At 53.3% G+C, this 13,113-nt stretch carries 13 protein-coding genes; 8 read left to right on the top strand and 5 right to left on the bottom strand.

Annotation, left to right across the window (positions count from 1 at the left end; genetic code table 11):
* The first annotated feature begins 35 nt into the window (after nt 1-35).
* From H6G13_RS11730 to H6G13_RS11700, 7 genes are all read left to right on the top strand, one after another.
* A complete protein-coding gene (locus H6G13_RS11730; RefSeq protein ID WP_190483404.1) occupies nt 36-1,010 on the top strand; it encodes an AraC family transcriptional regulator in 975 nt (324 codons plus the stop codon).
* Nucleotides 1,011-1,172: 162 nt separating this feature from the next.
* On the top strand, nt 1,173-3,656 hold the full coding sequence (locus H6G13_RS11725) for a TonB-dependent siderophore receptor (protein ID WP_242028278.1): 2,484 nt from the start codon (nt 1,173-1,175) through the stop codon (nt 3,654-3,656).
* Between the two features lie 273 nt (nt 3,657-3,929).
* Nucleotides 3,930-4,892, top strand: a complete 963-nt coding sequence (locus H6G13_RS11720; RefSeq protein ID WP_242028277.1) for an iron-siderophore ABC transporter substrate-binding protein — start codon at nt 3,930-3,932, stop codon at nt 4,890-4,892.
* A 7-nt stretch (nt 4,893-4,899) separates the two neighbouring features.
* A complete protein-coding gene (locus H6G13_RS11715; protein WP_190483402.1) occupies nt 4,900-5,274 on the top strand; it encodes a DUF1636 family protein in 375 nt (124 codons plus the stop codon).
* 84 nt (nt 5,275-5,358) lie between these two features.
* Nucleotides 5,359-7,365 (top strand): ABC transporter ATP-binding protein, encoded by a 2,007-nt coding sequence (locus H6G13_RS11710; RefSeq protein ID WP_190483401.1) that lies wholly within the window; start codon nt 5,359-5,361, stop codon nt 7,363-7,365.
* 14 nt (nt 7,366-7,379) lie between these two features.
* Complete coding sequence (locus H6G13_RS11705; RefSeq protein WP_190483400.1) at nt 7,380-7,808, top strand: EamA family transporter; 429 nt, start codon at nt 7,380-7,382, stop codon at nt 7,806-7,808.
* A 110-nt stretch (nt 7,809-7,918) separates the two neighbouring features.
* On the top strand, nt 7,919-8,896 hold the full coding sequence (locus H6G13_RS11700; RefSeq protein ID WP_190483399.1) for a class I SAM-dependent methyltransferase: 978 nt from the start codon (nt 7,919-7,921) through the stop codon (nt 8,894-8,896).
* A 510-nt stretch (nt 8,897-9,406) separates the two neighbouring features.
* On the opposite strand, the gene H6G13_RS11695 is transcribed toward H6G13_RS11700, so the two are convergent.
* Nucleotides 9,407-9,721 (bottom strand): hypothetical protein, encoded by a 315-nt coding sequence (locus H6G13_RS11695; RefSeq protein ID WP_206756519.1) that lies wholly within the window; start codon nt 9,719-9,721, stop codon nt 9,407-9,409.
* Nucleotides 9,722-9,927: 206 nt separating this feature from the next.
* On the opposite strand from H6G13_RS11695, the gene H6G13_RS29120 reads away from it, so the two are divergent.
* Nucleotides 9,928-10,062, top strand: a complete 135-nt coding sequence (locus H6G13_RS29120) for a hypothetical protein (protein ID WP_277882506.1) — start codon at nt 9,928-9,930, stop codon at nt 10,060-10,062.
* Between the two features lie 15 nt (nt 10,063-10,077).
* Here H6G13_RS29120 and H6G13_RS11685 read toward each other — a convergent pair whose 3' ends face one another.
* From H6G13_RS11685 to H6G13_RS11670, 4 genes are all read right to left on the bottom strand, one after another.
* Nucleotides 10,078-10,314, bottom strand: a complete 237-nt coding sequence (locus H6G13_RS11685) for a hypothetical protein (RefSeq protein WP_190483396.1) — start codon at nt 10,312-10,314, stop codon at nt 10,078-10,080.
* A 429-nt stretch (nt 10,315-10,743) separates the two neighbouring features.
* Nucleotides 10,744-11,241 carry a hypothetical protein gene (locus tag H6G13_RS11680; RefSeq protein WP_190483395.1) on the bottom strand — a complete coding sequence of 166 codons (498 nt, stop codon included), beginning with the start codon at nt 11,239-11,241 and terminating at the stop codon, nt 10,744-10,746.
* Between the two features lie 515 nt (nt 11,242-11,756).
* Entirely contained in the window at nt 11,757-12,563 is an 807-nt protein-coding gene (locus H6G13_RS11675; RefSeq protein WP_190483394.1) for an ABC transporter ATP-binding protein, read from the bottom strand.
* A gap of 48 nt (nt 12,564-12,611) precedes the next feature.
* Nucleotides 12,612-13,046 carry a ferritin-like domain-containing protein gene (locus tag H6G13_RS11670; protein ID WP_190483393.1) on the bottom strand — a complete coding sequence of 145 codons (435 nt, stop codon included), beginning with the start codon at nt 13,044-13,046 and terminating at the stop codon, nt 12,612-12,614.
* Nucleotides 13,047-13,113 lie beyond the last annotated feature (67 nt).

Raw genomic sequence — 13,113 nt, 5'->3', positions numbered from 1 at the left:
TGATATCTTGAGAAACAATCTCAACAAGATTGTCTATGACCATCACGCTTTCCCAGACGGATTACTGGGACCTTTTTGAGTGCGTCGAGCCGATCCAGGCAGCCGTTCAGACTGAGAATTTTGAGGAGTTTGTCGTGCCCTATCCCAGTTCTCTAGGGCAGGGCCTGCAGCGCTCGATTTCGCTGCGGGCCGGTCTAGAGCTGATGATTTCTGAATACGAGCTGCTGGAGGATGTGCGGGTGCGTTTGCCGGAGCGTCCCCACCCTTTGGAATACACATTTGAAGCTGTAGCTGGTTCAGGGCGGTGTGCAAATCAACGTTATGGGCTATGGGGCGCTGGTTTGGCCCCCCAGGAAGATTGGCTGTGTCGGGCCGGGAGTTCTTTAACTGCAGTGAATGTCCACATTGAGCCAGAGCTGTTTCAGGCTTGGGTTGGAGGGGCTGCGGGAGACGTGCCAACGACGCTGCAGCCCCTGCTGCGAGCCCCCGATCGGCAGTACTACGAACGATGGGGCCAGCCCACAGCTTCAATGCAGGGGGTGCTGCAGCAGCTCATGGCTTGTCCCTACCAGGGCTTGACGCGGCGGCTGTATTTGGAGAGCAAGGTTTGGGAGTTAATGGCTCTGCTGCTAGAAGACATGCAGACAGAAGCAGCCCCTCGCCGCAAAACGCATCGTCTGCATGCAGAAGACGTAGAGCGCATCCACTGCGCCGGAAAAATTTTGGTGCGGCGGCTGGACGATCCGCCCTCTCTAATGGAGTTGGCTCGGGCTGTGGGCATCAATGATCACAAGCTCAAGGTGGGCTTCCGGCAAGTATTTGGAACGACAGCGTTTGGCTATCTGCACGAGCGACGGCTGGAGCGATCGCAACAGCTCTTAGCCGCTGGAGAAATCTCTGTAACAGAAGCGGCTCAAGTCGTCGGGTTCGCTAGTCGAGGGCATTTTGCGGCGGCCTTTCGGCGCAAGTTTGGCGTCAACCCCAGCGTCTATATACGACAGCAGGGCTAAGCTACCCCCCAAAAACTCCCGCTAGGGATCACAAAAACTCCGCGATGCGATCGCATCCTCTACAACCCTGTCCCCCTCATTCGGTATTTTGTTGAGAAAGATTCCTGATTAATTCAACTGCTCCTAGTGTAAGGGGCACTCGTTTCGTGAGGCCGTGGTGTGATGATTTACAAATTACAACGACTGATGTGGCTAGCGGGTCTGCTTTTCCTGCCAATGGCCTTAGCAGCCCCCCCTGGGCTAGCTGTGCCGGGGCGATTAGAACACCGCAGCCAATCTCTAGATCAGTACCTAACCCAAGCCCCCGCGCAGATTACAGCCGTTCGGCTAGAAACCGACGAACTTGGGCTACGGCTGATTTTGGAGGCTGCCGCCCCGTTAGAAGTCCCCCCAACCGAAGTGGTGGGCAATGCACTGATTGCCGAAATTCCCAATGCGGTGCTGGCTCTAGCGGATGGCGATATTTTTGAGCAATTTGCCCCTGCAGAAGGGATTGCGCTGGTGGCGCTCACGACCCTAGAGGGCAACCGGGTGCAAATTGCTATCACGGGTAACGATGGGCCGCCCACCGCTGACATTGTCACTGGCAGCAATGGTCTGGTGCTGGGCATCTTGCCGGGTCAAGCTCTAGAGACGGCTGCTGACGACGCGCTGCTGATTGAGGTTACAGGAGTGGTCGAAGAGGGCTACAACCCCTCTAGTGCCAGTACGGCTACTCGCACAGATACGCCTCTTCGCGATATTCCCCAGTCGATTCAGGTGATTCCCCAAGCGGTAATTGAAGACCGGGGCGTTACCGAACTGGATCGTGCCCTAGAAACGGCTGGTAGCGTCGTCTCCTCAGGAGGGCGAGGGACGAGCGTATTTGGCCCAGGTTTTTTGATTCGTGGTTTCCCGATTCGCGGTGGGATCTTTCGCGATGGCATCAGTACCTTTTCACTCGCCCCACTCAGCACTAACGATGTGGAGCAAGTCGAGATTCTTCGGGGGCCAGCCTCGGTGCTATTCGGCCAGGGAGAACCGGGCGGCATCATCAACTTAGTATCTAAGCAGCCCCTGAGCGAACCGTTTTACTCGGTAGGCGCTACAATCGGCAGCTTCAACACGTACCGAGGGGATGTCGATGTCACTGGGCCGCTGACCGAAGATCGCTCAGTGCGATATCGCCTGAACCTGTCCTACGAAAACTTTGGCAGCTTCCGCGACTTGGTTGATGGCGAACGCCTCCTGATATCGCCGACTCTCACTTGGGATATCGGCCCCAACACCTCAATCAATTTCTTTGGTCAGTATGCGCGCGATCGCGAAACCATTGACCAGGGCATTCCTTTTACCGCCGCTGGCCCGGTGAATGTGCCTCGCAGCCGCTTTGTTGGGGAAGATTTTGGTGAATTTTCCCAAGACCAGTTCACCCTGGGCTACCGACTCAACCATGACCTGAATGAGAACTGGTCACTGCGCCAAGCTACCCAGTATCTGCAGTACAGCCCTAGACGCTATGCCCCCCTCTACGACTTTTTTGATGAAGCGACCGGCGACATCGAACGGACAGAGTACTTTGGCGGGGGCACCTACCGCCGCCTATTCACCAATGCCGAAGCAGTTGGTCGCTTCAGTACAGGCTCAATCAACCATCAGGTGCTAATTGGGGCAGAATATCGCAACGTGCTGGAGCAGCCAGAGTTTCAGTTCAGCAATTTCTATACCCCGATCAATGTCTTTAACCCGGTTTATACCGGCATTCCCTACGCCATTGAACCCGAGTTTTTCCGGGACGATACGATCAGTACCTGGGGCGTTTACCTGCAGGACCAAATTGAAATTCTGCCAAATCTGAAGGTGTTGGCAGGCATCCGCTACGACGTTGCCGATCAGTTCCGCACCACTCAAGATCTAGGCGACCCCCGGAGCGAATTTAGCCAGTCAGATAGCGCCTTTTCGCCACGCTTTGGGGTAGTCTACCAGCCCATTGAGCCGATCTCCTTATACGCTTCGTACACCCGCTCCTTTAGCCCCTCCTTTGGGGCAAGCCGCAATGCCAACGGATCAACCTTTGAGCCTGAAATTGGGCGGCAGTTTGAAGTGGGAGCCAAAGCCGACCTCACCGATCGTCTCAGCCTGAATCTGGCCCTGTTTGATATCCGTCGCCAAAATGTCAGTACTCCAGACCCAAACAACCGCCAATTTTCGGTGCAAACCGGGGAAGTTGCTAGCCGCGGCATAGAGCTTAGCCTGGGGGGCGAAATCTTGCCGGGGTGGAATATGACCACCAGTTACACGCTGCTAGATGCCTTTGTCAGTCAGGACAATCGCGACATTGTGGGCAATCGCCTCGCCAATGTACCGGACAACCAATTCAGCCTGTGGAGCACCTATGAAATTCAAGAGGGCAACCTGCAAGGGCTGGGCTTTGGCCTAGGGCTGTTTTACCTGAGCGACCGGGCGGGGGATCTAGACAATACGTTTACCCTGCCTAGCTATTTCCGTACTGATGCGGCGCTGTTTTATCGGCGCGACAACTGGCGGGCGCAGCTCAATATCGAAAACCTGTTCAACACTGCCTATTTCACGTCGTCGGATGAGTTTCAGTTTGTCAGGCCGGGGGCACCGTTTGGGCTGTCGGCGAGGGTGGTGGTGGAGTTTTAGGGATGGTGATGCATTCTTGCTCAATGTGTTGATATTGAGGGCGATCAATGTAACCAATTTCGAGGTCAGTTACCTGGTATACCCAAACCGCTAAATCCTTTCCCCTACACCAAACTTTCAAATCCCGATAGTTTCCCACCCCAATACTTACAATTCACCAACCCTCAACGTTCCCTTTTTCTCCTTATTTCCCTCTTCCTCCTACCCCCTAGACCCTGCACCCTAAACCCACTAAAGGAGCACCCATTGAAAATAACTAATACCCTTCGATCTTTGCGACGCCGAAGTTGTCTGTTAGCACTTTTTCTCCTAGCGTTGGGCCTAGTAGTGGGCTGCCAAGGGCGCACAGATCTGGCAGGAACGGTTGAAAACTGCACCCCCATCGAACACGCGGCAGGGTCGAGCTGTGTGCCGAAGGCGTTTGAGCGGTTGGTGACGCTGGATGGGATGTCGTTTGAGGATGCGATCGCATCTGGCCTTGCCCCCGTTGCCACTTCTTTCTCTGGCTTGGTAGGCCATTTGGAAGAGCACCTAGTGGGGGTCGAAAATGTGGGTCAGGCGGGGGAGCCTAACTTGGAGAGTGTGCTGGCGCTCAAGCCAGATTTAATTTTGGGGCTTGACCACCATCAGGGCATCTATGGGCAGGCGGCTCAGATTGCGCCAACGGTGCTGTTTGCGTCTGAACACAGCGGCCAGTGGAAGGAGCGCTTTAAGCGAGTGGGCGAGGCGCTGGGGCAAGCTGAGGCGGTCGAACAGACGATGGACGCCTATTATGCGCGGTTGGCTGATTTCAAGGCCCAGATGGGACACTTGCAGGGGCTAAAGGTTTCTGTGGTGCGGATCTATCCCGACACTATCAATCTTTATCTGCGGGATTCTTTTTGCGGCACTGTTTTGCAAGATGCTGGGTTGTCGCGCCCTGCGGCTCAGGATATTGGTGCTGAAGAAGCCATTGCCCGCTTTGACAACCCGATTCAAACCAGCATTAGCCAAGAGCTGCTAGACCAGGCTGATGGCGACGTGATCTTCCTCTGGACGGGTGAAAACACTGCTGAAGCTGCCGAAACGGCCCAGGAGAAGCTGCAGACGCTACAGCAAGACCCGCTTTGGCAGCAGCTTAAAGCCGTTCAGCAGGGTCGGGTGTATGTCGTGCCGAGCTATTGGATTGGCAGCGGCGCGGTTGCCGCTAACCGTGTGATCGACGACCTATTTACGTATTTGGTCACTCATTCCTGAAATAAACATGAGTAAGCATCTTCTGATTGTCTGTGAAGCCTGTGGGATGTCAGCCAATCTTGAGAAATCTGAGGGGCAGACTAGCGGCACTCACCTGCTAGAACAGCTTAAGCAACTTCATCAAACCTGGCCTCGCCGGAATGAACTTGCCCTTGAGACCACGAGTTGCCTCTGCATTTGCGATCATCCTTGTGCAGTAGCCTTGGTAGGAACCCACAAGCCAAGCTACCTGTTTGGTGACTTGTCACCCTTGAGCAGTGCTGCTGATTTACTGATCGCTAGTGAGCTGTACCTGGATAGCGAAGACGGCTTCGTACCGGCCTTTCAGCTGCCTTCACCCCTCAGATCCTGCCGAATTGCTCGTATTCCTCCCGCTCCCTAAGCAGAACCTAAAATCTGGCTTAGTGGATTCTTTGCAGAGTTCAGCTAAGCTACAGCCAAAATCCTTTCAATCACGGCCTGCTCCATGCGCCCTGCTCATCCCTCCATCTGGCAGCTGCTCTGGCAGCTGATCCGCTATGCCCAACGGCTTTACTGGAGCGACACCTTTCTGTGGCTGTTCATTCTGGGTCTGCCAGCGGTGCCGGGACTGATTCTCCGTGAGTATTTCAATACGCTGACCGGAGACTCTGCGCTGGCCTTGTCGCCCTGGGGCTGGATTGCGCTGCTGCTAGCCACCGGCGCAGCCCGAATTGTGGCGATCTTTGCCGGACGGATAACCAAAACCCAGCACCGTTTTATGATGAGCGCTTTGGTGCGGCATAACCTGCTGGGAGAGCTGCTGAAACGCCCAGGGGCAGAACCGCTGAGATTAGGCCCCACCGGCCCCACCGTAGCACCGGGAGAAGTGCTCAGCTATTTTCGAGATGACGTTAGCCAGATCGAAGATACGGTAGTCGGCACTAACGAGGTTTTTGGGGCGGGGGTGTTTGCTCTGGTGTCGTTGGGAATTTTGCTTAGCGTTAACTGGGCAATTACCCTGCTGGTCTTTTTGCCCCTGTGTGCGATCGCAGCTCTGGCCCACCAAGCCGAACATCGCCTCAAGCGCTACCGTCGCGCCAGCCGCCAAGCAACTCAGCAAGTCACCGGACTCATTGGAGAACTCTTGAGCGCCGTTCAGGCCATCAAAGTCGCCGGAGCCGAAGCCCCCGTCCTGAGCGAACTAGAACGTCGCTGCCACATTCGCCAGCGGTTAATGGTGCGCGATCGCGTCTTCTCAGCCGTTTTAGACTCTGGCTTTGAAAATATCATCAGCTTGGGGACTGGCCTAGTGCTGCTCTTGGCAGCCCAGTTCATGCAGAGCGGTCAGGATCCCCTCAGTGTTGGCGATCTGGCCCTTTTTATTTATAACCTTTCTTTCGTCACCTACTTTATGAGCTTTTTGGGCGGCTTTTTGGCTGTATCTAAGCAAAGTGAAGTGTCGTTTGAGCGCATGGGAGAGTTAGTAGGAGGGTGGAGGGGTGGGAGAGTGGATGAGAGGGAGCAGGGAAGTGGAGCAGGTGAGCGGGGGGAACCAGGAGAAGACTCCGCTGTTTCCTCATCCACCCCCTACCCCTCCATCCCCTACCCATCTACCCCTCACCCCTCCCTCGCCCTTGTCGCCCCTAACCCGCTCTACCTGCAAGATCTATTAGGCCGTATGCCTAACCGGCTGCCTCTGCAACAGCGGCCTTTGATGCAAATAGAAACGCTACAGACTCTGCGGGCGGTTGGCTTGACCTATCGGTATCCAGATACCGGGGGAGGCATTTCAGACATTAATCTGACGCTGAAGCGGGGCAGCCTGACAGTAATTACAGGGCCAGTGGGAGCCGGGAAAACGACGCTGCTGCGGGTGCTGCTGGGGCTGCTGTCTGCCCAGGCGGGAACTGTCTACTGGAACCAGCAGCAGGTAGAGCAGCCAGAGTGCTTTTTTGTGCCGCCGCGCAGTGCGTACACACCGCAAATTCCAGAGCTGTTTAGCGCTACTTTGAGGGAAAATCTGCTGCTGGGACTGGAGGTGAGTTCGGAGCGGGTGGAGGGTGCGATCGCAACCGCCATTTTTGACCGCGACCTAGCCACTATGCCAGAAGGCCTCAATACCCTCATCGGCACCCGTGGACTCAGACTCTCCGGCGGCCAAAAACAGCGCGCTGCCGCCGCCCGTATGCTGCTGCGCCAGTCCGAACTGTTGGTATTCGATGATCTCTCCAGTGCCCTAGACGTAGAAACCGAGCAGCAGCTATGGGCAAAACTGTTTGAAGGGAGAGCAGGGAGGCAGGGGAGCCAAGGAGCCAGAACGGACTCCGCCCCTCTACCCTCCCACCCCTCCACCCCCACCTGCTTAGTCGTCTCCCACCGTCCGGCAGTTCTACAAAAAGCCGATTGGGTGCTCGTTCTAGACCAGGGAAGGGTGCAGTGTGAAGGCCCACCGAGTGAGGTGTTAAGTCATTATCCTGAGCTGGCTGCCCCATCGTTCGAAGGTGGTAGCTAAACAGCGGGTGAGTCATGGTTGAAGGTGAATCTTGGTGGGTTTTTGCGCTGCTGTCTGCAGTTTTTGCTGCTTTAACGACGATTTTTGCCAAGATTGGGGTTGAGGCGATCAATTCTAATTTGGCTACAGCGATTCGCACAGTTGTGATTTTGCTAGTTGCCTGGGGCATTGTTCTGGCTCAGGGGCAGCTGCCGGGACTGTTTGAGATATCGCGCAAGACCCTTTTGTTTTTAATCATGTCGGGCCTAGCAACGGGGTTGTCGTGGCTTTGCTATTTCAAGGCGCTGCAGCTGGGGCCAGCTGCCCTAGTGGCTCCGCTAGACAGGTTAGGGCTGGTGCTGGTGCTGGTGTTCTCTGTGCTGTTTTTGGGCGAGCCGTTGACGCTCAAGACAGTTCTTGGAGTGGGTCTGATGTTAGCCGCTACACTGGTGCTGATCCGCTAAGGAAGCTGTGGGTATGTTTGACTGAACTTAAGGAGTTCCTGCAACAATAAACTGCTTGCCCCACTGCTAGACCTTATGCGTTGCTTATTAAGTTGCTGGATATCAGAAGCATGGAAACGGCAAATAAACCGTATCAAATCACACAAGAAATGGTTGTTTGGGCTTACCGACTCTTTTTGGATAGAGAGCCAGAAAGCCTTTACGCCCTAGAGGAAAAGATAAAAAGCGCAAACAATATTCAAGCGCTCAGGGAAATGTTTCTAACCTCTGAGGAGTTTAAACAGAATAACCCTCAAGCCTTTTATACAGTCTCGCTATTGGGTCATGAACCTCCTCTGCCAATCGAGCAGGCTACTGATTTGCAGGCCCTTTTTTCTCATATTCAAGGTGTATGGAACCAGCTTGGCGCTTCTGAACCTCACTGGTCTGTTATAAGTGCTGAAAAGTTCAAATCTTCTCAAATTCAAGAGACTGAGGACGAGTTCTATAAATCTGGATTTCACGATGTAGCTCTCCTACTGAGAACCTTGGAGCGTAATGGCGTTGATCCAGGTCAGCTCAAAACTTGCTTAGAATACGGCTGTGGAGTAGGTCGCTTGACCTGCTGGCTAGCCAGAAACTTTTCTGAAGTCATTGCCTACGACATCTCAAAATCTCATTTGCAGCTGGCTGAGAATTATCTGAAAGAATCGAATCTTGAGAACGTTTCATTACGCCATCTTGACCAGCCTCAAAAGCTCAAGGACTTGCCATCTGTTGATCTGGCCTACTCGTTAATTGTTCTGCAGCACAATCCTCCACCGATGATTCACCTGGTTATTCGAGAGATACTCAAGTGCTTAAATCCTGGCGGAGTAGCGGTCTTACAGGTTCCTACCTACCGGCTCGGATATCAGTTCTCTTTACAGGAATACTTGAGTGCCTCAACCACCAAGAAGGAAATAGAGATGCATGTCTTACCTCAAAAAGAGATCTTCGAAATAGCTAGGCATGAAAACTGCTACCCGCTTGAAGTTCTCGAAGATAACAAAGCGGGTTTAACATACGGCCACCGATCAAATACCTTTGTTATCCAGAAGGAACGTTAGTCAGTATCGTCGTTTTGTAGGATGGGCAAAGCAAAGCGTGCCCATTACAGCGTGGGCCTTTGAAAGATGGGGCCTCGCTTCGGTGGCTAGATCCCCGGCTTTTGGTACGTAGCCGTAGATCTTAGCCTCTCCTCAGAAAAAGCCGGGGATCTGGAGCGGTAGCCAGATCCCCGTTAAAGAAAAAGCCGGGGATCTGGTGCCTACTCGGCTTTTGTGAGTCGGCGGCTCATGACGCTGATGTATTGGCCACTGCGGCCTGCAGGGACTAGAGTGATCCAGGTAACCTTTTAGCAGGGCAGCATGGCCCTTCGAAAGATGGGCACGGGCTATCGCCCTTTGCCCATCCCACGATCTTTGGCCCAATCGACAATCGTAAAGGCGTTTTTTGTAAATAACGTCTCGTTTCTTAAGTTGATCGCGCCGTTCATTGAATTAACCGTCCCATTTGTTGAATTGATCGCGCCATTTGTTGAATTGATCGTCCCATTCATAACAAACGCTTAAGCCAATTCAACAAAAATGAAAGCATTTATTATGAATGGGCTGCCATTTGTTGAATTGATCGTCCCGTTCGTTGAATTGCCCCCCTTCTTCATTGAATAGCTCGCCTCGTTTGTCGAATGGGTCGTCCTGTTCGCTGAATGAGTCTTCCTCTTCCTCGAATTGGTCAGCCCATTCCTTGAATTTGGCTGTTTGTTCTTTATGAAAGGCGTTTTCTGCGAAAGGCGGTGCGTTGCAATGGGCCTCGCTTCGGCGGCTAGATCCCCGGCTTTTGGTACGTAGCCGTAGTTTTGTAGGATGGGCAAAGCAAAGCGTGCCCATCACAGCATGGGCCTTTTAAAGATGGGGCCTCGCTTTGGTGGCTAGATCCCCGGCTTTTGGTACGTAGCCGTAGACCTTGGCCTCTCCTCAGAAAAAGCCGGGGATCTGGGGCGGTGGCTAGATCCCCGGCTTTTTATGTGTAGCCATCAGCCTTGGCCTCGTTAAAGGAAAAGCCGGGGATCTGGTGCTTACTCGTTTTTTACGAGCCGGTGGCTCATGACGCTGATGTACTCGCCGCTGCGGCCTGTGGGGACTGGGGTGATCCAGGTGATCCTTTGGCAGGGCAACATGGCCCTTTAGAAGATGGGCATGGGCTGTTGCCCTTTGCCCATCCTACGATCTAGGTTTAACTCTAGTTGTTAAATTGCGGCAACGGCTTTAGACGCGCTCTTGCGGATGAGGACGCTGATGTACTCGCTGCTGGTGCCGATGGGTTGTGGGTTGCTCCAAAACTTTTTGTCTGCGAACTTAACGACGGCTAAAAAGTCTTGCGTTCTGAGCACCGCATCGAGTTCGCCCATCAAGACGACTTTTAGCTGCTCCTGATTGCCAGCCGGAATTGCCCGGAGAATGTCCAGGTTTAACGATGTTGTCATTGTTTTGCCCTACTTTTCTAGGTAAAGGAAAGCAAGGCGAAGCACTAGCTACGCCTCAAAGTAGGTTAAAGAGTTCGCCGAGATCTTATGATTGATCCAGCGTTTCAGCCTACCGTATATAGGTTGGACGTGAGGGGGGATTGGGGTGTGTCAGACCTCTTTCCTCCCGCTAGGCCTAAATCGCCTTGCACCTCTCAAATTATCAGAACCGATCGAGAATCACAACAGTAGAGGGGGCATTGGGTTTTCGCCAAAGCTCAATCCGACTACGGGACTGGCACGAGAGCATGAAATTACGAAAAGGGTCGATTGAGATGGATGTCCCTTGGGTGCATCCCACCTTTGCAGTGAGTAAAAGTGCTCGGTTGTCAAAGCCTTGTAACAACGCGGTTTTGGGAATCTGTCTCAAAACTCAAGAAGGACTGCCGTCTATTTTCTTTTTCCTGATTTTCGGGGACCAAAACGAGCCGTCATGATTCTCTCTAGGTCTATCTCGCTACTGCGATCCGGCGGTGACTGCGGAGCAGACGGTTGACCTCCTGCATTTTTGTCAGATTTACTCTGGTTACGCTCTGGCGTTTCCTCCGGGAGAACTGACTTCAAAGACTTCAGCCGAGTTGCGAATTTATTGTCTCCGGGGGTTTTCTTGCCAGCGGGCTCTGTTTTTTCGGGCAGGCCTTCCTGGGCTTTTTGAAGCGTTTTACGTAAAACTTTATTTTCCTTCTCTAAACTAGATACTTTTGATTTCTGGACAGTTAGCTGATTTTTGAGTCCTTCGATAACGTTTAAATTCTCTTTTTTAGCGTCAAGCAGTTCCTTCACCTGACGCTCTAAGTCGTGTCTTTTATCAATTTCCTGTTTAAGCTGTGTCTCTGCTCTATCTAGAGCCTGGCTTTTTTGATTTGAGGGGTTATTTTCGCTAGCCATTATTAAATTGAAGGAGCTTAGGGGTCTGCGTCGATCTTAGACTTTAGAGGGGTGGGCTGCCAGCGCAAACCCAGGCTGTGCCCAAAAAGGCTGGATCGAAGTTGGGAGTTTGATTATTCTAGCTGGTGCCAATATCGGTAAAGGGGGCTCGCGAAATTCGACCGAGGCTGCGATCGCATAGACACTGCGTAGCGTCTTTGAATCCTCTCCATAGGCAGCAGTGCCCGCCTCTGCCACGACCAAATCTTCCAGCCTCGCTTTGATGGCTAGATCCCCGGCTTTTGGTGTGTAGCCGTAGACCTTAGCCTCTCCTCAGAAAAAGCCGGGGATCTGGGCGGTGAGCTTTCCATTCAATAACGCTGATGCACTCGTCGCTGCGGCCTGTAGGCACTGGGATAATCCAGATTTTGTAGGCTGGGTTAGCGAAGTGTAACCTTTGCTGAATAACGCCTCTAGCACCTCAAGATGACTCAACAGTTTGGGCTAAACGCGCTATTAAAAAGGGCTGCAAACGGCTACCGACTGCGGCTAATCGGAATGCACAGTGGCGTGCCCGCTACGGGGTCTGGCAAGATCTTGCTCTCTAGGCCAAAGACTTGCCGCACTAGAGCTTCAGTCATGATCGCAGCGGGCGCACCCTGGGCATAGACCTGGCCTACTTTGAGCGCAATCAGGTGATCCGCATAGCGGCAGGCCAGATTCAAATCGTGCAGCACTATGATGATGGTCTTGCCCTGCTTACGGTTAAGGTCGGCCAGCAAATCTAGCACTTCAATTTGGTGGGCCAGATCTAGGTAGGTCGTAGGTTCATCTAGCAGCAGGGTTTGAGTATCTTGCGCTAGGGCCATCGCAATCCAGGCCCGCTGCCGCTGCCCGCCAGAGAGGGTATCGAGCGGGCGGTTGGCAAAGTCTTCTAGGTGGGTGGTTGCGATCGCAGCCTCCACCGTCAACTCATCCTCCCTAGACCACTGCTGCAGCCAGTTTTGATGGGGGTAGCGTCCCTGAGCTACCAGTTCACGCACCGTTAGCCCCTCTGGGGCGGCAGGGCTTTGGGGCAAGATTCCCAAGCGCTTGGCCAGTTCCTTGGTAGGGAGGTGGGCGATCGCATCTCCATCTAGATACACCGTGCCGCCTTTGGGCTTAAGCAGTCGGGCCAAGCCCCGCAGCAGCGTAGACTTACCGCACCCATTCGGCCCTACCAGCATCGTTACCTGCCTTTTAGGAATAGCCAAATCCAGACCTTGGATGATGGTGTTGCCATCGTAGGCGAGAGACAAGTTACGAGTAGTGAGGGCGATGGGGCTGGCAAAGTCAAACGTCATGGTGAGCAATATGAGCAACAGCAGGTGAAAAAGGAATAGGGAAAATTCCTAGCTAAAGTCCCGCAGCATTTTCTTGATTTCCAGGTTGTGCATTTCCTCCTGGCCGATCTTGGTGCGGGTATATTCCTCCAGGTAAATGCTGGCGTCTTGAACGATATCTAGCAGTTGCTTGTACATATGCAGGGCTTTTTGCTCGTGGTTGAGGCTTTCCTGCAGCAGATCGGTCACCGAGTGCCGGTTTGTCTCCTCAATGGCTGCAATGCGCTGGCTAGGATGCCCCTCTAGTCCTGTGATAATCTCGCCCGCTTCTTGAGCATGGAGGAGAGATTCATTGGCTTGAGCCTTAAAGAACCCTACGATGGGAATTCGGTTGGGGCCGGTCACCATGAGGGAGTAGTGGGTATAGCGAACGACGCCTGCCAGCTCAAACTCCATGATGTGATTGAGCAATTGGATAGTCTTGGGGGTATCGAGATCTCTCATTAGGCTGTAAAAAATCAACGGATTTCATCATAGATGGCAGGCCAATGACTCTGCAGGTTTAAGCAAG

Origin of the sequence: Pseudanabaena sp. FACHB-2040 (genome assembly GCF_014696715.1) — a bacterium.
Taxonomy (GTDB): Bacteria; Cyanobacteriota; Cyanobacteriia; order Phormidesmidales; family Phormidesmidaceae; genus JACVSF01.
Note: the sequence above shows the minus strand (reverse complement) of the source record. Positions and strands in the feature narration are given on the sequence as shown.